The sequence below is a fragment of the Nitratireductor indicus C115 genome (genome assembly GCF_000300515.1).
In the GTDB taxonomy this organism is placed as follows: Bacteria; Pseudomonadota; Alphaproteobacteria; order Rhizobiales; family Rhizobiaceae; genus Nitratireductor; species Nitratireductor indicus.
Genome location: NZ_AMSI01000002.1, coordinates 232861 through 253548, shown reverse-complemented (window position 1 = coordinate 253548; position 20688 = coordinate 232861). Strand labels below are relative to the sequence as shown.

Annotated in this window: 20 protein-coding genes; 7 read left to right on the top strand and 13 right to left on the bottom strand. The window is 61.7% G+C overall.

Features of this window, described 5'->3' with window-relative positions:
* Positions 1-162: 162 nt before the first annotated feature.
* Positions 163-594, top strand: coding sequence for a L,D-transpeptidase (locus NA8A_RS03785; RefSeq protein WP_009756028.1), 432 nt, complete (start codon positions 163-165; stop codon positions 592-594).
* Between the two features lie 47 nt (positions 595-641).
* Here the strand turns inward: NA8A_RS03785 and NA8A_RS03780 are convergent, their stop codons facing one another.
* The 6 genes from NA8A_RS03780 to NA8A_RS03755 all read right to left on the bottom strand — a co-directional run bounded on the left by NA8A_RS03780 (position 642) and on the right by NA8A_RS03755 (position 6242).
* Positions 642-1562, bottom strand: coding sequence for a lipid A biosynthesis lauroyl acyltransferase (locus tag NA8A_RS03780; RefSeq protein ID WP_009756027.1), 921 nt, complete (start codon positions 1560-1562; stop codon positions 642-644).
* An 8-nt stretch (positions 1563-1570) separates the two neighbouring features.
* Positions 1571-2599 carry a zinc-binding dehydrogenase gene (locus NA8A_RS03775; protein ID WP_009756026.1) on the bottom strand — a complete coding sequence of 343 codons (1029 nt, stop codon included), beginning with the start codon at positions 2597-2599 and terminating at the stop codon, positions 1571-1573.
* A gap of 139 nt (positions 2600-2738) precedes the next feature.
* The gene (locus tag NA8A_RS03770; RefSeq protein ID WP_009756025.1) at positions 2739-3959 is read right to left on the bottom strand and encodes a beta-ketoacyl-ACP synthase; all 1221 of its coding nucleotides are present in this window, start codon (positions 3957-3959) and stop codon (positions 2739-2741) included.
* A gap of 93 nt (positions 3960-4052) precedes the next feature.
* The gene (locus NA8A_RS03765; protein WP_009756024.1) at positions 4053-5240 is read right to left on the bottom strand and encodes a beta-ketoacyl-ACP synthase; all 1188 of its coding nucleotides are present in this window, start codon (positions 5238-5240) and stop codon (positions 4053-4055) included.
* Between the two features lie 63 nt (positions 5241-5303).
* Positions 5304-5582, bottom strand: coding sequence for an acyl carrier protein (locus tag NA8A_RS03760; protein WP_009756023.1), 279 nt, complete (start codon positions 5580-5582; stop codon positions 5304-5306).
* A gap of 108 nt (positions 5583-5690) precedes the next feature.
* The gene (locus NA8A_RS03755) at positions 5691-6242 is read right to left on the bottom strand and encodes a histidine phosphatase family protein (RefSeq protein ID WP_009756022.1); all 552 of its coding nucleotides are present in this window, start codon (positions 6240-6242) and stop codon (positions 5691-5693) included.
* A gap of 156 nt (positions 6243-6398) precedes the next feature.
* Here NA8A_RS03755 and NA8A_RS03750 point away from each other — a divergent pair, with 156 nt between their 5' ends.
* The 4 genes from NA8A_RS03750 (at position 6399) to NA8A_RS03735 (ending at position 10782) form a co-directional block, all read left to right on the top strand.
* A complete protein-coding gene (locus NA8A_RS03750; RefSeq protein ID WP_009756021.1) occupies positions 6399-7343 on the top strand; it encodes an AEC family transporter in 945 nt (314 codons plus the stop codon).
* 133 nt (positions 7344-7476) lie between these two features.
* Positions 7477-8934, top strand: coding sequence for an NAD-dependent succinate-semialdehyde dehydrogenase (locus NA8A_RS03745; protein ID WP_009756020.1), 1458 nt, complete (start codon positions 7477-7479; stop codon positions 8932-8934).
* Positions 8935-9077: 143 nt separating this feature from the next.
* On the top strand, positions 9078-9533 hold the full coding sequence (locus tag NA8A_RS03740; RefSeq protein ID WP_009756019.1) for a FixH family protein: 456 nt from the start codon (positions 9078-9080) through the stop codon (positions 9531-9533).
* A gap of 13 nt (positions 9534-9546) precedes the next feature.
* Entirely contained in the window at positions 9547-10782 is a 1236-nt protein-coding gene (locus tag NA8A_RS03735; RefSeq protein WP_009756018.1) for a cytochrome-c peroxidase, read from the top strand.
* Between the two features lie 119 nt (positions 10783-10901).
* On the opposite strand, the gene NA8A_RS03730 is transcribed toward NA8A_RS03735, so the two are convergent.
* On the bottom strand, positions 10902-11354 hold the full coding sequence (locus tag NA8A_RS03730) for an Lrp/AsnC family transcriptional regulator (protein ID WP_009756017.1): 453 nt from the start codon (positions 11352-11354) through the stop codon (positions 10902-10904).
* Positions 11355-11511: 157 nt separating this feature from the next.
* On the opposite strand from NA8A_RS03730, the gene putA reads away from it, so the two are divergent.
* Complete coding sequence (gene putA / locus NA8A_RS03725) at positions 11512-15132, top strand: bifunctional proline dehydrogenase/L-glutamate gamma-semialdehyde dehydrogenase PutA (RefSeq protein WP_040671776.1); 3621 nt, start codon at positions 11512-11514, stop codon at positions 15130-15132.
* Between the two features lie 102 nt (positions 15133-15234).
* On the opposite strand, the gene tolA is transcribed toward putA, so the two are convergent.
* From tolA to NA8A_RS03695, 6 genes are all read right to left on the bottom strand, one after another.
* The gene (gene tolA / locus NA8A_RS03720) at positions 15235-16143 is read right to left on the bottom strand and encodes a cell envelope integrity protein TolA (protein ID WP_009756015.1); all 909 of its coding nucleotides are present in this window, start codon (positions 16141-16143) and stop codon (positions 15235-15237) included.
* Positions 16140-16544, bottom strand: a complete 405-nt coding sequence (locus NA8A_RS03715; protein WP_009756014.1) for an ExbD/TolR family protein — start codon at positions 16542-16544, stop codon at positions 16140-16142. The genes tolA and NA8A_RS03715 overlap by 4 nt, the downstream gene beginning before the upstream one ends.
* 3 nt (positions 16545-16547) lie before the next feature.
* On the bottom strand, positions 16548-16937 hold the full coding sequence (locus NA8A_RS03710; RefSeq protein ID WP_009756013.1) for a biopolymer transporter ExbD: 390 nt from the start codon (positions 16935-16937) through the stop codon (positions 16548-16550).
* Complete coding sequence (locus tag NA8A_RS03705; protein WP_009756012.1) at positions 16927-17643, bottom strand: MotA/TolQ/ExbB proton channel family protein; 717 nt, start codon at positions 17641-17643, stop codon at positions 16927-16929. Before NA8A_RS03705 ends, NA8A_RS03710 begins: the two co-directional genes overlap by 11 nt.
* Positions 17644-17724: 81 nt before the next feature.
* A complete protein-coding gene (locus tag NA8A_RS03700; RefSeq protein WP_009756011.1) occupies positions 17725-18183 on the bottom strand; it encodes a hypothetical protein in 459 nt (152 codons plus the stop codon).
* Between the two features lies 1 nt (position 18184).
* Positions 18185-20263 (bottom strand): TonB-dependent receptor domain-containing protein, encoded by a 2079-nt coding sequence (locus NA8A_RS03695; RefSeq protein WP_009756010.1) that lies wholly within the window; start codon positions 20261-20263, stop codon positions 18185-18187.
* A 244-nt stretch (positions 20264-20507) separates the two neighbouring features.
* Here NA8A_RS03695 and hemP point away from each other — a divergent pair, with 244 nt between their 5' ends.
* On the top strand, positions 20508-20666 hold the full coding sequence (gene hemP, locus NA8A_RS03690) for a hemin uptake protein HemP (RefSeq protein ID WP_051017951.1): 159 nt from the start codon (positions 20508-20510) through the stop codon (positions 20664-20666).
* The last annotated feature ends 22 nt before the right edge of the window (positions 20667-20688 follow it).

Genomic DNA, 20688 nt, shown 5'->3' with positions numbered 1-20688 from the left:
CCGAGGGGCTTTGCAAGGCGGTCTACACGCGATTGTGACAGGAGCCTGCTTGCGCGCTCAGCGCGAATGGGAGCATCTATAGGTGTATTTTAAAGTTTGTAACCATTTCAAAATAGAATGTGATTTCGCAAAGGATGAAAGAGGGAAAAACTGGGGGCGGATATGAAGAGCTTCTTCTATGCTTTGGCAGTGTCCGGGCTTATTTTGGTCGGGGGTGCCGCTGAAGGTCTTGCGGCCAATCTCGTGGCCCGCGTGAGCCTTTCCAAACAGGAAATGACGGTTACGCAAGGGGGGCGTGTGCTCCACCGCTGGCGGGTGTCCACTGCGCGCAAGGGCTATGTGACGCCGCGCGGGCAATGGAAACCCAAACGCATGCACAAGATGTGGCATTCGCGCAAATACGACATGTCGCCGATGCCTTACTCGATCTTCTATCATGGTGGTTATGCGATCCATGGCACCAATGCCGTCTCGCGTCTTGGGCGACCCGCTTCGCACGGCTGCGTGCGCCTTCATACGGCGAACGCCGCACGGCTCTATTCCCTGGTTCAAAGAGCGGGACCGGGAAATACGCGCATCGTCGTTACGGATTGACGTGAAGCAAACCGTATTGCGGCAGGAACAACCTGCCGACATGGTGCCTACATGGCCCAGCGCTTGTGGAACCACATCCACTGGCCTGGGTCTTCGCGTACCCACCGCTCGACCGTGTCATTGAGAAGCTGGGCGCTGGCCGCAATATCGATGACGCCGTCCTTGTCGCGCGGCAGGCTGACCTTGTCTTCCACCACGAGCCGGTAGCGGCCGCCGGGAAGTCGGATGCAGCGGGCAGGGTAGACGTCGCAATCATATTGCCGTGCAAGCTTGGGCAGAAGCGGGTTGGTCAGGCATTCCCTCCCGAAGAAGCGCGTGCGCACGCCCTTCTGGAATTTCTGATCCACCAGAACGCCTATATTGCCGCCTTCGTCGAGAACACGGGCAAGCTGTAGTGCCGCGCCGGCCTGAGAGGGCACAAGGCCGCCCATGGCGCTCTGCCGGGTCTTGAGGATGTAGTCCGCAACATAGGTGTTGTTCGGCGGTCGGAAGAGCGATGTCGCGGCAAGCCCGAATTTGGCGGCGGCAATCGGCAGAAACTCGAAATTTCCGAGGTGACCGGTGAAGAAGATATGCGGCTTGCCGGCTTCCTCGCGCAGCTTGACGAAGACATCGATGCCGTTGACCTCAACGCGGCCCGGCGTTTCGGCTTCCGGATCGAAATCGAAGAGCTTGTCGAGAAAAACATATTCGACTGCGAGGCGGGCCATGTTGCCCCACATGTCGAGGGCGATGGCCTCGATTTCTTCCGCGCTCTTTTCGGGATAGGCGTGACGGAGATTGTCGAGCGCCAGCCGGTGGCGGCCGACAAACGGCCCAAGGCGCCGGGCGATGCGGTCGGCGAGATTGAGAGCACGCTCGGGCGGCAGCATGCGCAGCAGCGTGAGGACGGCGATGATGAGCTTGGCCGTCAGCCAGTACTCGACCTTTTTCAGCCTTTTGCCGAGGAGAAAGAGAAAGCGCTTCATCCCTGGTGTCAGTCGACCCGCAGGATGATCTTGCCGAAGACGTCGCGGCCTTCCATGCGTTCGAGCGCCACGCCGATGTCGTCGAAGCCGACCTCGGTGTCGATGACCGGGGAGACGATGCCGGCGGCCATCTTCTGCATGGCGTCCGCCATGTTCTCCATGCGGCAGCCGAAGGAGCCGAACAGCTTGAGCTGTTGCTGGAAGAGCTGCATCAGGTTCATGCTGGTGGAGACGCCGGAGGTTGAACCGCAGGTGACGAGACGTCCGCCGCGCTTCAACGAAAGCAGCGAGCCTGCCCAGGTGTCGGCGCCCACATGTTCGAAGACCACGTCGACGCCGCGCTTCTTCGTGATCTTTCGTACCACGCCCTCGAAACGGTCCTCGCGGTAGTTGATCACGTGATCGGCGCCGAGCGCCTTGGCCTTCTCGATCTTGTCGTTCGAGCCCACCGTGGTGATGACGGTGCAGCCCATGCGCTTGGCAAGCTGGATGGCCGCGCTGCCGATGCCCGAACCGCCGGCCTGAACCAGAATCGTCTCGCCCGGCTCAAGCTTTGCATTGTCGAACAGCATGTGCTCGACCGTCCCGAAGGTAACCGGCGCAACGGCCGCACCGACCGCATCGACGCCGGGAGGAGCCGGCACCAGAAGGCGTGCCGGCAGGTTGATCTTCTCCTGCGCGAAGCCATCGAGGTGAAAGCCATGAACGCCGGAGACATGTTCGCACAGGTTATCGCGGCCTTCACGGCAGGGGCGGCAAAGCCCGCAGGTGCGCGCGCCATAGATGGAAACGAGCTGGCCGGGCAGGAGATTGCCGACACCCGGACCGACCGCTTCCACCACGCCGGAAGCTTCCGCACCCACCACGAGTGGCATCTTGCGCTTGGCAAACGCCATGCCGCGCCAACCCCAGACATCGATATGGTTCAGAGCGACCGCGCTGATCTTCAGCGTCACTTCGCCCTGGCCAGGGGCCGGAGGCGGCGGGAGGTCGACGGTTTCGAGCTTGCGATCCGCGACGAGTTGCAATGCGCGCATGAAATCTTCCGCTGGTTCCTGCCGTCCGGAAGGCGTTCGCAAGGCCATGCGTCCAGACGGGCGCCAAAGCGACGCTTATCTTGTTGTCCTTTGCCGCGCTTTGCGGCGCTTGGGAGCGATGTCCCGATTGCGAAGTGCTCTAGACCGGTTCACGCGCCATGACAAGGCAGGTGTTCTGGCCTCCGAACCCGAAGGAGTTGGACAGGACGGTCGAGACCTGTGCTTCGCGCTTGCGGTTGGGCACCACATCAAGCTCGATGGCCGGGTCCGGCGTGTCGTAGTTGATGGTCGGGGGAATGACGCCCTCTCGCATGGTCATCAGCGAGAACACGGCCTCCACGGCGCCGGCCGCCGAAAGAGTGTGACCGATCATAGACTTGTTGGAGGAGATCGGCAGGTTCTTGATACGCTCGCCGAAGACGGTGGACAGCGAGAGATGCTCCATCTTGTCGTTCTCAGGCGTCGAGGTGCCGTGAGCGTTGACATATTCCACCTCGTCCTCCGACATGCCCGCATCCGAGAGTGCGGCACGGACAGCACCGATGGCCGGCGAGCCGTCCGGCTTGGAACGGGTCCGATGGAAGTCGTCTGCCTTTTCACCGCAGCCGCGCATGATGCCGAGGATTTCGGCACCGCGCGCCCTGGCGCTTTCGAGCGATTCGAGCACCAGCGCGCCCGCGCCCTCTGCCAGCACAAAGCCACTTCGGTCCTTGGAGAAGGGACGCGAGGCCTTTTCAGGGAACTCGTTTTGCGTGGTCAGCGCCGAAAGGAGCGAGAAGCGGATCAGCGCCTCCGCGGTGGCCGATCCATCGGCGCCGATTGCCAGCGCGCGGTCGCATTCGCCACGGCGGATCGCCTCGATGCCGAGCTGGATGGCGGTGGCCCCGGAAGCACAGGCGGTCGAAAGCGTGATCGGAAGGCCGCGCGTGCCGAACGTCTCGGCCAGCCGGTCGGCGATGGTGGCGAACTGGCTTTCTTCGAAGAACTCGAGAGCGTGGGCGGTGCGTGCCGCCTCGATCAGGTCCTTGTTGCCGTGATGCTTCTGCGCGCCGGCATAGAGGGAAAGCCGGTGATGCCAGTCAAGTTCGACCGGCGGGGCTGCAAGGAAAAGCGGTCCGGCAAAATCGCTGTCGGGAAAGCCCGACTGGCCGACGGCTTCCGCCGCTGCCAGATGGGCGAGCTCGAAGGTGAGGGCGCTTGCGCCGCGATTGCTGGCCGGCAGGAAATCCACGGTTCCGGCGATTGTCGTCGCCAGATGATCGACGGGGAAACGCGTGATGGGGTGAATGCCAGAGCGGCCGCTGATGAGTGCGTTCCAGTTGTCTTCGCGGCCCTGGCCGAGCGACGTCACCACGCCCATGCCGGTAACGGCAACCACGGGCCTTCCAAAACTATCGGTCGTTTTCACCTGATCGCTCTCTTTCTTGCCGGGAAACCGAGATGGAAACCGGGGTCAGGCCCTGGTAACCACTCCCATTCCCTCAAAGCAATGATAGCCCACCGCTGTTGCCAGAACCGCCTCCGGCTTGCCATCAAAGGCGGCTTCCTTTTCCGGGTCGAAGGCCGGAAACGCCTTGCCGTGGTGCACGGCCAGTGCAGCCAGTGCCACCGCGAAGGGAAATTGCGCTTCCTTCAGATGACCCGTGAGTGAAGAGAAAGCGCGCGGAACGATATTACCTTTGGCGGCCATCGCTTCGGCTTCAGCCACGGTCGCTTCATGGGCGCCCGAAGCACCTGAAATCGACATCAAGGGTCCTTCGGGAAGAGACAGCGCCTCAAGCATTGCCGAAAGGTCGCCGGCAAGAGGCGCGGCCTTGCGACGGCTGCGGCGGGAGACCACCGGGCCTATCGCCGCATAGGCCTCGCGGCCGCGTCTTTCGGCATGCTCACGCGATTCCAGAACCAGGAAGGCAGCACCCGAGCCTGTAATGACGCCGCCGCCCTGCGCGCCTTCGCGCTGCCAGACGGGCTTCCAATTCTCGCGATGCAGGAAGCCGGCGAGCTCATAGGCCAGGAGCATGTCGGAATGCTCGGTCTGGAAGGCGGCACCAACCAGAAGATGCGAGGACTGACCAGACCGGATGCGCGCGGCTGCCGTCTCTATCGCTGAAACGCCCGCACCTTCCTCGCCCATGAAGGTGCGGGACGAACCGGTCACCTTGTGGACGATGGAGATGTTGCCGGCGAGCAGGTTCGAAAGCTGGGCCAGAAAGAGTGTCGGGCGCAGTTCGGTGGTCAGCTTCTCGTTGAGGAGAACGTCATGGTCGTTTCGCGACAGGGAGGCGTTGAGGATTGCTTCGTCCACGGTCTCGTCGCGCTCGCCGCCACCGGCGGCGACCACCATGTCCATGGAGGAGCACAGCGCCTCGTCATCCTTCAAGCCGGCATCGTCGAGCGCCAGACCTGCCGCATAGGTGCCCAAGCGTTGCCAGGTTTCCATCTGACGCTGATCACCGCGCCGCGGAATCTGCTGGCTCCAGTCGATCTCGGGCAGCGGATGGATCGTGTAGGGCGCAAAGCGCTCGGGATCCACGACAGGGGCGGGCTTTGCCGCCGTCAGGGCCTTCCAGTGCGCATCCACCCCTTCGCCAAGCGAGGAGACGATGCCCATGCCGGTGATGACAACGTCGCGCGGGCTCATTCCATCCTCTCAAGACATGCTTCTAGATACTGCTTTGCCGAAAAACGGGCAATAAACCGGTGATCAGGCGGCCTTGGCGGCGACCAGCTCGTCGATCTTGGCGCACAGGTTCTTCATGACGAAATACTCTTCCGTCGAAACCTTGCCGTCATTGACTTCCTGGGTCCACTTCTCGAGCGGAACTTTGATACCGAATTCCTTGTCGATGGCGAATACGATGTCGAGGAAGTCCAGGCTGTCGATGCCCAGGTCGTCGATCGTGTGGCTCTCCGGCGTAATCTTGTCGCGATCGATCTCGCTCGTTTCGGCGATGATGTCGGCAACCTTGTCGAATGTCGTCACTGCGTGGCCCTCGGTCTGGGGAGATTCTTATTCATGAGATTGATCGTGGGGTCTCTAATCGGTTTTTGCCGGCAGGAAAAGGGTATTCCTTGCGCACTTAACCAGCGATCAGTTGAATGTGATGCGTGCTGCGGCGTGGAGGTTGTCGCCTCCTCGTGACAAAATAATGGCCTCTCCCTCGCGGGCTCGTCCGCCGATCAGGGCGTCGATGATCTCAAGATGCGTGACCATGACGAGATTGCCCGATCCGGTGAAGTTTGCGATTCGCTCCAGAATTTCGGCTTTCTGCGCTGCAAGTGCGGCTTCGTCCGGCGCTATGTCAAGCGCGGCGAAAATCTCCGTCTCATCGGCCCCGAAGGCCAGAACCGCCGTGTCGCGGGCGCGGCAATAGCGACTCGTCAGGACACGTTCGATGGGGGCTGCGCGGGCCTGAAAAAGTGCGCCGATGCGCCTTGCCTGCTGGCGCCCCCGGTCGGATAGATTGCGTTGCGTGCCGCATTTCTCGATATCGAAATTGGCCGGATCGCCGTTGCCGGGCGCGTTTGCGTGACGCATCAGAACAACCTGACCGCCATTGCGCAGAAGGGCCCAACCGGCTTCTGTCGCTTGCGCGGCAAGGGGAAAGGCAAACAACGCCATGGCGAGGACAATGCGAAACATAAGGCAATTCCTGTAGAAGTATCGCCTACCATATAGGGATAGAGACCTCTCATGAAAGGTGCCTGGCGCCACGCAGTATGCCGCAGTGCCGCAAGTCTGTGCGCAAATACCGGTAACGGGCTTCATTTGCCTGACGATTGATTATAAGTCAGAGCCATGTCGCCTCTCGTCGAAACCGTCGCCTTCGTCTTCGGACTTGTTGCCTTTGGCTATGCTTCGGGATGGGGCGGGCTTCTCAAGGATGATGTCGGTGATGCACTGTCGGCCTTTGCCGTGTCGGTCGCGGTGCCGCTTCTTCTCTTTCGTACCATGGCCAGCGCCGATTTCGCCCACGGAGCGCCTTGGGCACTGTGGATCACCTATTTTACGGCTGTCGGCGTTGCCTGGATCGCCGGGCAATTCACCATCACGCGCGTTTTCGGGCGCGATGAGCGGGCCGGCGTCGTGGCCGGTCTTTCGACGAGTTTCTCCAATCTTGTCCTGCTCGGCATTCCCTTCATGCTTGGAATCTTCGGCCAGCAGGGCTTCGAGACGCTGTCGCTGATTATTTCCATCCATCTGCCGATCATGATGGGTCTGTCGATCCTGCTGTTTGCTCTTCTGGGACGCAACTCCGGCGGCGGTTTGTTCGGCGTGGTGCGGGAGTTCCTGACCAGTCTTCTGTCGAACCCGCTCATCATTGGCATCATTGCCGGACTTCTCTGGCGCGCTTCCGGTCTTGAAATGCCGGCGCTGGGGACGCGCTTCGTGGATGCGCTTGCGAATGTGGCCGGAACGGTGGCCTTGTTCGCCATGGGGCTTGGCCTGCGCAAGTTCGGCATTTCAGGCGATGTGCGTCCGGCGATGACCATTGCTGCGCTGAAACTTTTTCTGATGCCGGCAGTTGCCCTCGCAATGGCCAAGCTCATCGGGCTGCCCTTTGCCAGTGCGCAGATCGCCGTGGCCGCGGCTTCGCTGCCTTCCGGCGTCAACCCATATCTCATCGCCTCGCGCTTCGGCACAGGGCAGGGGCTGGCCAGCAACTCGATGACCATTGCGACGCTCGCGGCGGTCCTGACCACGGCGTTCTGGCTTTCGGTGGTCGGCTGGGCCTATCAATAGGTCCAGACAGTCCCTAGCGCCTTTGCCCAAAACCGGGATTGGTGCGCGGCGACCGGAGGAACGGGATGCCCGGAGGGCAGGCATCCGGCTGAATCAATTGCGCGGTTGACGCGCCAACAGAAGGGAGAAGGACATGCTCCAGAAAACAAGCCATTTCTTGCGCGAGGCAAACTACATCAATGGCGAATGGGTCGGCGCTGACTCAGGCAAGACCGTCGATGTGAACAATCCCGCAACGGGACTGAAGATCGGAACCGTGCCGCGTTGCGGCGCGTCCGAGACCAGGCGCGCCATCGAGGCGGCGGAAGCAGCGTTCCACTCCTGGAAGAAAACCTCTGCCGATCATCGCGCCAAGATGCTGCGCAAGCTGCACGACGCGATCATGGACAATCAGGACGCGCTGGCCGAACTGCTCGTCATGGAACAGGGCAAGCCCTTCGCCGAAGCCAAGGGCGAGGTCGGCATGTCGGCAGCCTATGTGCTCTGGTATGCGGAGGAGGGGCGCCGGATCTACGGCGACATCGTGCCTTCGCCCTGGGCGGACCGGCGCATTCTCGTGACAAAGGAGCCGGTCGGCGTCATTGGCGCAGTCACGCCGTGGAACTTCCCGTCGTCCATGCTGGCCCGCAAGATCGGTCCGGCGCTCGCCTCCGGCTGTACGGCTGTCGCCAAGCCCGCTTCGCAGACGCCCTATTCGGGGCTTGCCTGGGGCGTGCTCTGCGAGGATGTGGGCTTCCCGAAGGGCGTGGTGAACATCGTTACGGGAGCGGCTTCGGAGATCGGCGACGAACTGTGCCTCAATCCGCTGGTTCGCAAGATCACCTTTACCGGTTCGACGGAAGTCGGCAAGGCGCTGATCGAGAAGACGGCGGGAACGGTGAAGAAGGTGTCGATGGAGCTTGGCGGCAACGCGCCGTTCCTCGTTTTCGACGATGCCGATCTCGACCGCGCGGTCGAGGGCGCCATGGCCGCAAAATATCGCAATTCCGGGCAGACCTGCGTGTGCACCAACCGCTTCTTCGTGCAGGCGGGCATCTATGACAGGTTCGTCGAGAAGCTCGCGGCGGCGGCCGACAAGCTGAAAGTCGGACCGGGCCTTGACGAGGGAACCCAGCAGGGGCCGCTGATCGACGATAAGGCGGTCGAGAAAGTCAAGGAACTGATCGCCGATGCCGAAGACAAGGGCGGCAAGATTGCCGCTGGTGGCGCGACACATGCTCTTGGCGGCACGTTCTTCCAGCCGACCGTCATTTCCGGCGCCACCCCCGATATGCGCTTCATGCAGGAAGAGATTTTCGGGCCCGTGGCCCCGGTCTTCAAGTTCGAGACGGAAGAGGATGCAATCCGGCTCGCCAACGATACGGTTTTCGGCCTTGCCTGTTATTTCTACACCGGCGATCTGGGCCGTGCCTTCCGGGTCATGGAAGGACTGAAATACGGTCTCGTAGGTGTGAACGAAGGCGTGATCACGACTGTCGAAGCGCCTTTCGGCGGGTTGAAGGAATCGGGCCTCGGCAAGGAAGGCGGGCATCAGGGCATCGAGGATTATCTCGACACCAAATATGTCTGCATCGGCGGGCTCGGCCTGTAACCGGAATTTCGGATCTTTGGAAAAAGCCGGCCCTGCGCCGGCTTTTTTCGTTTTGGGGAGCCGTCTTCATTGTGCAGCCGCAGCATTCCTATGGCCGGGCTGATGCGCCTGCGCTACAAGAAGTCACGACAAGGAGGGACGGAATGACAACGCAGAAACGAAGCGGCGGCAAAGGCCTCGTCCTTGCCGTGATCGGGCTTTTGGTTGCCGCGCTTGCGGTCTATGCGGGTTACAGGCTCTTTGCGCCACCGCCGGCCACGGTCGACATGACCTATAACACGGTCAGTTCCGACGGGCTTTATCAGGTGATGTTCGAGACCGACACGCTGCCCATTCCGCTCAACGAAACGCATTCCTGGGTGCTGATCGTGACGACGCCCGAGGGGGAACCGGTGAACGATGCGGAAATCGGTATTGACGGCGGCATGCCCGCTCATGGGCATGGTCTGCCGACAGAACCGAAGGTGACTGAGGGCCTGGGCGAAGGGCGCTATCAGGTGGAAGGCATGCGTTTCAACATGGGCGGCCACTGGGAAATCCGGGTCGGTATCAATGCGGCGCAGGGAACGGACGAGGCAACCTTCAATCTCGATCTGTAGGGCAGGCGGCGCGATGAGGGCATTGCTTCGCGGGCTCCGGTTCCGGCGGCCGATCCGCTCCAGTCTCGCCGTGGCTTTTCTCGCAGTGCTTTGTGCCTGCGGTTCGGAGGACTTCAGCGAAGCGGAAAAGAAGGCGATCGGGTCGCTTTCCCTCGATGCCTTGAGCGACCTACCGCTGGATGAGGGCAACCGGTATTCGGGCAATCGGGCGGCGGCGGCCTTTGGCGCAGTGCTTTTCAATGACGAGGGCCTGAGTGGGGCCGGCACTGTCAGCTGCGCCACCTGCCACAAGGCCGAACGTCAGTTTCAGGACGACCTTCCGCGGGGTGTGGGTGTTGCCGAGACCGACCGGCGCACCATGCCGCTTGCCGGTGTTGCCTTTAGCCCTTGGCAATTCTGGGATGGGCGGCGTGACAGCCTTTGGGCGCAGGCGCTGGTGCCGCTCGAGGATGCACGCGAGCATGCGGGAAATCGCACGGCCTATGCCCGCTATGTGAAAGCCCGCCACGGCGAAGCCTATGAAGCGCTGTTCGGCCCGCTGCCGGCGCTCGATCATCTGCCTTCGAATGCGAGCCCGAGAGGGGACGCGGCCGAACGGGCGGCCTGGGAGCGGATGACATTGCGGGAGCGCGATGCGGTCAACCGGGTCTTTGCCAATATCGGCAAGGCGCTTGCAGCTTTCGAGGAAACGCTGACGCCGCGCGAAGCACGGTTTGACCGGTTCGCGAAAGCCGTCATGGAAGGGCGCGAACCGGAAGAGGACGCTGTTTTCTCTGCGCTCGAGCGGGAAGGTTTGCGGCTCTTCATCGGCAAGGCGAATTGTCTGGAGTGCCACAACGGTCCCCGCTTCACCGACGATCATTTCCACAATACCGGCGTTCCACCAGTGCCTGGCCTCGCGGAAGACCGCGGAAGGGCTGCTGTTCTGGATGAGGTGCAGGACGATCCATTCAACTGCCTTGGACCCTATGGCGATGCGGCGCCCGATGCGTGTTCCGCCCTGCGCTTCATGCAGAAGGATGCAGCCCTGTTCGAGCGCGCATACAAGACACCGTCCTTGCGCGGTGTCGCCAACCGGCCACCTTATATGCATGCGGGGCAGTTCGACAGGCTGGAGGTTGTGATCGACCATTATAGCAACGCGCCTGCCGCCGTTTCCGGCACGAGCGAGATCCGCGGTGTGGTCTTCACCGAGCGCGGGCGTAAGGCGTTGATCGCCTTCCTGAAGACGCTGGACGGGGAACCTTAAGGGCGCGCGTGAAGAGGCTTGTTATATCTTCTTTCGGGTATCTGAGTGTGCGCGGTACTGTTGCCACCGGAGTGCTCGACCTTGTTTGGTGAGCGGATACAAGCTGGCGGCGAGACGCTTCAGTGATCCTTCACGGTCTCCATGCTGACGAAGGTGGAAGTGCGGGCGACATGGGGCAGGGCGGAAATCTTCTCGCCAAGCACCTTGCGGTAAGTGGCGATGTCGCGCGTGCGCACTTTCAGAAGATAGTCGAAGCCTGCCGCCGTCATGTGGCATTGCTCGATCTCCGGAACGCCGAGCACGGCCTTGTTGAAGGCCGCGAGCGCGGAGGATCGTGTGTCGGACAATTCCACCTGCACGAAGGCGATATGCCCTTCGCCGATGCGCGCCCGGTCGATGATGGCGGCATAACCGCGAATGAACCCTTCCTTCTCAAGCCGGCGCAGCCGCGCCTGCACGGGTGTCTTGGACAGGCCGACCTGGCGAGCCAGTTCGGCTATGGAAAGCCGTCCATCCTGGGTCAGGGCGTTCAGGATATTGCGATCGATCCTGTCTATTCGTTCTGTCGACATGCTCTTTTATAGTCTGATTGGGATTTATCGATGGCTATCATGGTTTCATGCGTCTGCAAAGCACCTGCAAATGGCCCAAAAAGCCATAATAGCTGTGTTATGGTGCTTCAAATCCGGTTGTTTGCCGGTGCGCAAAGCCATTTTTGTCGAGGACATCATGTCGAAGAATGCGACTGCATCGCTGAGAAGCGAGATTCGTGCCCATTACCTGGCTGACGAAGGGGACGTTTTGAAGCGGCTCATCGTTCAGGCGGGGCTTTCCGACGAGGATCGGCGGAAGATCTCGACCGATGCCGCGGGGCTGGTGAATGCGGTCCGTTCATCCTCCGACACGCATTTGATGGAGGCGTTTCTGTCCGAATACGGGCTGTCGACGCGCGAGGGCGTAGCGCTGATGTGCCTTGCCGAAGCGCTTCTGCGCGTGCCGGATGCGGAGACCATGGACGATCTGATCCGTGACAAGATCGCCCCGCATGACTGGTCCGCGCATTCGGGCGAATCCGCCTCGATCTTCGTGAATGCCTCTACCTGGGCGCTGATGTTGACCGGTCGCGTGCTCGATGACGAGGGTGAGGGCGTGGAGGCGACCTTGCGCGGGCTGGTGCGGCGGCTCGGCGAACCGGTGATCCGCAAGGCGGTGTCGAAGGCCATGCGCGAGATGGGAGAGCAGTTCGTGCTCGGGCGCACCATTGACGAGGCCATGAAGCGCGGCCAGTCCATGGTGTCGAAGGGATATTCCTATTCCTTCGACATGCTGGGCGAGGCCGCCCGCACGGAAGCCGACGCATTGCGCTATCACAAGGCGTATGCGGACGCTATCGCTGCATTGAAGCGGGGCGCCAATCGCGACGATATCCGGGCCAATCCAGGCATTTCGGTCAAGCTCTCAGCGCTTCACCCGCGTTATGAGGAGGCCCAGAAGGAGACGATGCTGCCGGTTATGATCGAGCGGCTGACGAGCCTTGCCATCGCCGCACGCGATGCCCGCATGGGTTTGAATGTCGACGCGGAGGAAGCCGACCGGCTTGATCTTTCGCTCGACGTGATCGAGGCGGTTCTGGCCGATCCGCAACTCGAGGGCTGGGATGGTTTTGGCGTGGTGGTGCAGGCCTATGGGCTGCGCGCTTCCTTCGTTCTGGACTGGCTCTACGATCTGGCCACCCGCCTTGACCGGCGCATCATGGTGCGTCTTGTGAAAGGTGCCTACTGGGATACCGAGATCAAGCGCGGGCAGGTGATGGGGCTTTCCGGCTTCCCGGTCTTCACGCGCAAGGTCAATACGGATGTGAGCTATATTGCCAATGCCCGCAAGCTGCTTGGCATGACAGACCGCATCTACCCGCAATTTGCCACGCATAATGCGCACACGGCAGCCGCCATCCTTGCCATGGCGCCGGATCGCGGTGACTTCGAGTTCCAGCGTCTGCACGGCATGGGCGAGGCCTTGCACGAGGTGGTGCGCAAGCGCGAAGGAACGCGCTGCCGTATCTATGCCCCGGTCGGTGCGCATCAGGACCTGCTTGCCTATCTGGTGCGCCGTCTGCTCGAAAACGGAGCCAACTCCTCCTTCGTGCATCAGATCGTCGACACCGATGTCAGCGCGGAAACGATTGCGGCAGATCCCTTCGCGGCGGCAGAGGCAGAGCGCTCCGCCTTCAACACCGCGATCCAGCGGCCGAGCGAGATTTTCGGCGAGGGTCGCGTGAATTCCAAGGGCTGGGATATTACGGACCCCATAACATTCGCTGAACTGGAAAAGGCCCGCACGCCCTTTGCCGCTCCACATAAGTGGACGGCGGGGCCAGCGACGCGTGCCAAGGGCAAGGGAGAAAGCCACGATGTTTTCAACCCTGCCGATCTTTCCGAGGTCGTCGGCACCGTGACGGATGCGACCGCCAAGCAGGTGGACGAAGCCGTGGGGCTCGCCCTCAAGGCGCAACCCGCATGGGCCGCGACCCCTGCAGCGGAACGGGGTGCCATTCTGCGCCGCATTGCTGACCTCTATGAGGCGCATGCGGCGGAGTTCTTCGCCCTTGCCACCCGCGAGGCGGGCAAGACGCTGCTCGACGGCATCGCCGAGGTGCGCGAGGCAGTCGATTTCCTGCGCTATTACGCCAAGGAAGCGCCGCAGGCCGAAAAAGGCACCGATGCGCGCGGTGTCATAGTCTGCATCTCGCCTTGGAATTTCCCGCTTGCCATTTTCACGGGACAGATCGCTGCCGGGCTCGCCACGGGCAATGCCGTCGTTGCGAAGCCGGCCGAAAACACGTCGCTCATTGCCGCCCGTGCGGTGGAGTTGATGCATGAAGGCGGCATTCCGCAGGATGTGATCCAGCTTCTGACGGGGAGTGGTTCCAAGATCGGCGGACCTCTGACGGCGGATCCGCGCATCGCGGGCGTGTGCTTCACCGGTTCGACGGAAGTTGCCCGCCTTATCGAGCGCCAGCTCGCCGCCAACGCTGGGCCCGACGCCATGCTGATTGCGGAGACGGGTGGTCTCAACGCAATGATCGTCGATTCCACGGCTCTGCCTGAACAGGCGGTGCGCGACATTGTCGCTTCCGCCTTCCAGAGCGCTGGCCAGCGCTGCTCGGCCCTGCGGATGCTGTATGTCCAGAAGGATGTGGAAGGCCGTATCGTCGAAATGCTCGAAGGCGCGATGAAGGCTCTCAAGCTCGGCAATCCATGGCAGATTTCCACCGATGTCGGCCCCGTTATCGACGATGAGGCGCTGCAATCCATTTCCACCTATAGCGAGGAACTGTCGGGGCAGGGCCGGCTGATCGCGGCGCTTGAAGCTCCTGCCGGCGGGCGCCATGTCGCGCCGGCGGCCTTCCGCGTGTCGGGCATCGGTGAACTGGAGCGGGAAGTGTTCGGTCCGATCCTGCATGTGGCCACTTTCGAGGCCGATGCCATCGATAAGGTCATTTCGGACGTGAATGCAAAGGGTTATGGCCTTACCTTCGGGCTGCACACCCGTATCGATGCCCGCGCCCAGCACGTGATCGACCGCGTCCACGCAGGCAATATCTACGTCAACCGCAATCAGATCGGCGCCGTGGTTGGTTCGCAGCCCTTCGGCGGCGAGGGGCTTTCGGGCACCGGGCCGAAAGCGGGCGGCCCGCACTATCTGCGCCGCTTCCGGCGCCTCGCGGCCCCTGCCGAATCTGTGGAAACAAGCGGCAATGCGGTGGAGGGTGCAGCGCTTCTACGCCTCATGCCGGCTCTCGATCCGGCGTGGTCGGCTTCGGGCGACCGGTTTGCGGTGCTGCGAAAACTGCTGCGCGGCAAAGGTGCCGACGCGATGGCTGCTGCTGCCGCACTCGATCAGGGGCCGGTTGACCTGCCAGGGCCAACGGGAGAGGCGAACACGCTCATGCTGACGCCCCGTGGCCGCGTTCTTTGCCTTGGCGCCAGCGAGGATGCGCTGCTTGCCCAGGCGATCCAGGCACTTGCAACAGGCAATGCCGTTCTTGCCGTTCATCCTGCCGCCTCGCGCGTTTTGAAGCCGCTCACCGGCCAGGGGCTTCCCCTGTCTGCTGTTGACGGAACCGTATCGCCCGAAGCGCTCAGCACAGTACCCGATATCGATCTCGTTGCCGCTTCCGGCGTGGAGAGCTGGTTGAAGGCATTGAGGGGAGCTCTTGCCGGCCGGAAAGGGGCTATCGTTCCGTTGGTTACGGAAGCGCTTTATCCGGCAGCCTATGCGCATGAGAGGGCGATTTGCGTGGATACGACCGCTGCTGGCGGTAATGCAAGCCTGCTTGCCGCCGTCTGAGCTGATCGAAGCCAGAGAGTTCGACAACGCGCCCGGAGGGCGAACCGGATTTGAGGCAGGATTGAAGGAAAGAAGGGCGAGCCTGGCGGCTTGCCCTTTTGTTTATCGCGTTGAGAAATCGATGGGCACGGTAAAGGGCCAGGAGGCCCGGCCCGCGCCATCTGGAATTGGAGGGAAGGGAGCGGCGCGGCGAACCGTTTCGAGCGCAGCGCGATCCAGAATTGACGAGCCAGAACTGCGGCTGACGCGCAGGCCGCTTACTCCGCCATTGCTGGTGACGGTGAAGCTGACGCGCACCTGGCCGCGCAGCCTCTCGCGCTTGGCTTCGCTTGGATAGCGGCGCGCACGACGCAGCTTGGCGACAACCTTGCCCGGATAGTTCGAAACACGCGCATTGCCGGCCTGTGAGGCTCGCGCCGATTGGCGTCCGCCATTTGAGACGGCACCCTTGGCTCCGCCATTGGCTGTGCCGCGGCGAGCGTCCTGACGATCATTGCCTTGCGAACCGGCCGAGCGCTTCCTGGGCGGTTCCTTGCGTGCCACCTGCTTCGGCTTCTCCACCTCTTTCCGCTCAACGCGTTTCGGAGGCGTATAGGCAGGACGGCGCGTGGGAACCGGTACCTCGACCATCGCGGTGACCTGTTCCACCTCTTCGACCGGTTCAACGACGTCATCGGTGACCGGCGCGATCTCGGTTTCGACCGTCTCCATCTCCGTTTCGACGGTCTCGGGCACGATAGCTTCTTCGACCGGCGCTTCCGGTGTCACCTCTGTTGCCGTTTCGGGCACCACCTCGTTCGGGGCTTCCTCGGCAACGGGGTCGATCTCATCGGCGATTTCTCCAGCGGCCATCATGTCGGAGAAGGCGTCGCCGGCAATGGAAATCTCTGTTTCGCCGCCGCCGGCGATCTGAACATCGTCGGGACGGGTCATGATATAGCCGCCCGCACCGGCGTGGAGCGTCAGGGAGGCGACGAGTGCCGCCGCCCATTTGAAAGGCTTTCTGTTCATTCTGCTGCACGTTCCGTCACGATGCTGATCCTGCTCGCACCGGCAGCCTTCAATGCGCCGACGATATCGACAAGGCGGGCAGCTGGCAGGTTCCGGTCTGCGGCGACAGTGATCTCAAGGTCCTGTGCCTCTGCGGCATCGTTGCGTTTTGCCGCCACGAAGCCAGCTGCATCCACCTTTTCACCGTTGGCGCGCATTTCGCCGGTTTCCGTCACGAACAACGAGCCCGGCGGTTCGGAACGTTCCGCGTCGGCCGTGGTGATCAGGTCCACCTCATTATCGAGCGGGGGTGTCAGCGTTCCGGCCACAAGGAAGAAGATCAGCATCAGGAAGACGATGTTGATCAGTGCAATGGTGCTTTCGCGCTGGCGGGTGGGACGGGGACGGGCAAGACGCAGCATGGGTCACCTCGTGATCGAAAGGGTAAGGCTCGTGTCTCTGCGAATGCGTTCGACGGCGCTGACCAGAGCCTGGGATGTCAGTTCGCCTCTTACGAGGAGAACCGCCGTTTCGGCACCGGAATCGCCAAGACGCAGCAATTCTGCGACGGCGGCGTCCTCATCCAGCGTCTGGCCATTGATGCGCCAGCCATCCTCGCCGTCCAGGCGAATGAGGATGTCAGGCGTCTTGCCGCTGACGCTGGCCGATGCCGGCCCGCCCGAGACCTCAACCCTGGCAAAACGCGTGAAGGTCGAGGAGAGCATGAAGAACAGAAGCAGCAGAAAGATCACGTCGATCAGCGACGTGAGCGACAATGGGCGCCTGCGGAAGGGGGCGTGTGCCTCAATGCGCATGGCTTGCAGCACCTGCACGCAAGGCGACCGGCGCGACGCGCTGGACATTCGAAGGCTGCTGTTCTGCGCCTTCCAGCGAGGCATGGGACAGGACAGCGCTGGTCATGGTCTCGATCGCCACGCGTTCATTGTCGAGGCGGGTTTCGAACCATGTGAGCACCAGAGAGACCGGCATGGCAACGGCGAGGCCGCAGGCCGTCGTCAGGAGGGCGACCCAGATACCGCCCGCCAGAATGGAGGGGTCTACCGCATTGCCGGCAGCCTGCAATTTCTGGAAGGCGTCGATCATGCCGAGCACCGTGCCGAACAGACCGAGCAGCGGAGCAACCTGGGCAATGGCGTCAAGCGCGCGGAAACCACGCTGCAGATCATGCAGGCGGCCGAGGGCGAGGCGGCTTATCTCATCTTCGACTGCGCTCTTCTCCGCCTTGCCGGAAGCGGTTAGGCGCATCGTGGTCGCAAGAGCTTCCTCGACGGGGGAGCGGGCGTTGGAAAGCATCGCGCGCGCCTCGCTCTGGTCGTGGTGGAACCAGGCATGCAGCGCCCGGTTCGAGCGACCATGCCTGCCGACGCGCTCACGCTGGAACTGCACGAATTTGAGCAGGATCAGGGCGAGGGCGAAAACGGAAAGCAGCAGGATGATCGCCACCACGGGGCCGCCGAGCCGGAGGAAAGAACCGATGGTGGTGACGAATTCGTCAATCATGATGGAAGTCCTGTGGAAACACGCGGTGATCGCAAGCGGCTTGAAGCCTTGGGTGATTGGAAACGGGTTGTGCCTTGCGCCTTATTTGCCGAAGGCGACGCTGCTGCGGGTTGTCGGGTTGAGCCGGGCGATGCAGGCGCCTGCTTCGATCCCGTCGCCATCGCAGGCGGATGCGTCATTGACCAGAACGCGGCCGATTGCGCCGCATTTGGCATCGGCAAGGTCAAAGCGGCGTACCTTGGTCTTGGCGGCGGGCAGTTCCTGGAAGTCGAGCACCATGAGCCGCTCCACCATGCCTTCCTTGTCGAACAGGGCGATCTCATAGGCTGCCTTGCCGATGTCGTGCCCCAGTCCGTTTTCCACCACGAAGGCGATGCGGCAGCCCTTGTCGCTGTCCTGCAGCGCGTTGAGCTCGAGGTTGATTGTCCCGGGCTTTGCATCTTCTGCGCTGGCGCTGGAAACGGACGCGCAGAAGGTTGCCGCCGCCAGCGCAAGGCTGGCGACGGTATTGCTGCGGGGGCAGGGTAATCGAGATGGCATTCTATCCTCCGAAACGCACGGTTGCGGCGAGTTTGACGGTCAAGCCGGGCTGCCCGTAGACCCCATCGGAGGTATCGACGATGGGCAGCACGTATTTCTTGTCGAACAGGTTGTCGACGCGCAAATCGAACCTGAGGTTCTCGTTGGGCTGGTAGTTCGCATACAGATTGACCAGCGTGTAATCGTCGGCATAGAGGGAGCCCTTGGGCGCCTTGTTGAATTGCACTTCGCCTCCGACCGTCAGACGCCGGTCGAGGAAGCGCATGCCGCCGTCAAGCGTGACGCTTGCCGAGGGGATGGTCGTGAGATCGGAACGCACACCGTCCCGGTCGATCTGATGACCGTTGATCAGGTTGATGCCGAGACCCGCGAAATACCGCCCCGCATCATACCTGCCTTCCAACTCGAAGCCCTTGATCTTTGCCGCATAGACATTCTGGTATTGCGCGCACATGGTGTGCCCGAGTGCGGCGCACTCGCTTCCCGGAAGGGCCGGGAAGGTCGGGATCGTAATGTAATCCTTGATATCGTTATAGAAATAAGCCGCTTTCAGGCGCAGCGAATCCTCGCTGTCAAAAAGCCCGTTGGCGGAATAGTTGACGCCGGCCTCCCAGGTGCGGCCTGTTTCAGGTTTCAGATCGGGGTTGGGCAGGAATGCGAAGCTGAATCCGGGGAAGGAATGACCGCCAGTAATATAGGCCTCGGAGGTGTTCGGCGCGCGATAGCCTTCCGAATAGGAACCGTAGACCTGCAGGCCCGAAAGCGCACCTTCCTTGAAGGGGGAAACGCCGACGCTGATGCGCGGCGAAAGACGGTCGCCGGAACTCTCATCGGATGCCTTGAGCTTGTAGGAATCGTAACGCAGCCCAGCCACGACCTCGAGCCAGTCATAGGTCATCTTGTCCTGGACATAGGCGCCCCAGACGCTGCGCGTGCCGGTCGGATTATAGCTGTCGGCACCGCCGCTCGACGACTTCGACTTGAAATCATCATACACCCAGTCCCCGCCCACGGTCAGTTCGTGGGCGATAAGGCCGGTATCGAAATAGGAGGTGTTCCAGATGTCGAAACTGGTGGTGCGCAGATCGTATCCGGATTCAGCGCCCGAATCCCACTGAGCCAGATCGAGAAGATTGACCGCGCCCTTGACGTTGAGGTTCAGCCATTTCTCCTCATCGTCAGAAATCTTGAACTCACCGGTCAAGGCGTTGCTGTCGAGGCGATAGTCGCGGGTGGCGGTGGAAGACCATTCGTCGCGCGATCCGGTCCAGCCCAGCGTCAGTTCGCTGTTTTCGCTTGGCTTGATCGTGCCTTTCAGGTGACCGCTCAGGACGTCGAAGGCGGAATTGTCGATGCGCGTGCCGTCGCCATCCTTGTAGTCGCCATAGTCGCGCCACACGACATTGCCGATGATGGAGGCCATTTCATTGAAGCGATAGGCCCCGGTCGCGCTGGTCGTCCAGCCGGAGCCGTTGGATTCGTAACGCCCGGTGACCGAGAGCGCATAGTTTTCGTCTTCCCGCAGGAAGTCTTCGGCCTTCTTGGTCTCGAAATAGACCACGCCGCCGATGGCGCCCGAACCGTAGGTGTTGGCACTCGGTCCGCGGATCACGTCAACCTGCTTGATGAGGTCGGGGTCGAGCCAGAACATGCGCGACACTTCGTGGCCGGCCTTGTGGAAATTCTGCCGGGCACCGTCGACAATGACGGCAACACGCCCGGCATCCTGTAGGCCGCGAATATTGATGTTGCTGACGGAGGGGCGACCGTCCGAATAAACCTTGATGCCAGGGACACCGAAAAAGATGTCGTTGGAGGTGGTGGCCATGCGGCGCTCCAGCTCCTCTCCGCTGATCTGGCTCACCGATGCGAGTGTCTCAAGCGCGGTTTCGCCGGTGCGGCTGACGATCGTTATGCGATCGAGGAGCGTGGGTGTTTCGCCGGAGGCCTTTTCCTGCACTTGCTCGGCCTGGGCGTTCTCTTCCTGGGCGAGGGCCGGCGCCATTGTCGCCGGCGCGAGAACTGCCAGCGCAGTTCCGTAAACAAGAAGCGCTTTACGCTGCTTCATATGCATCAACATTGAAAATTCCCCAATAGCTACAAATGAAACCGGCCGACTGGCGCTGGCTTGTCGGCTTCCTCCGGACACGAGAATTTTTTCTTGAGAATTCCACTCCGGTATTGCAGTGGCTATAAAATATGATAAGGAAAGTCAAGAAACTCAATTGCGAAATGCACCGGCAAGCCGGACGTCGTGAGCGAAGCGAAAAGGAGGGCTCTTCATGAAGACCTATTTGTCCATCGACCCGACGGGGCAGACTGATATGCGCCAATGGAATGCGGCACGTAACGGGCTTGTTCCCGACCGCACCGTTTCGAGCGTTGATCTGTTTGAAGGGCGCAAGGAGATCGGGATCGAGCACCATGGTGCCTATTACCGTCTCAAGATCACGCGCCAGGGCAAGCTGATCCTGAACAAGTAGCCTGACAATCGGACGGAAATAT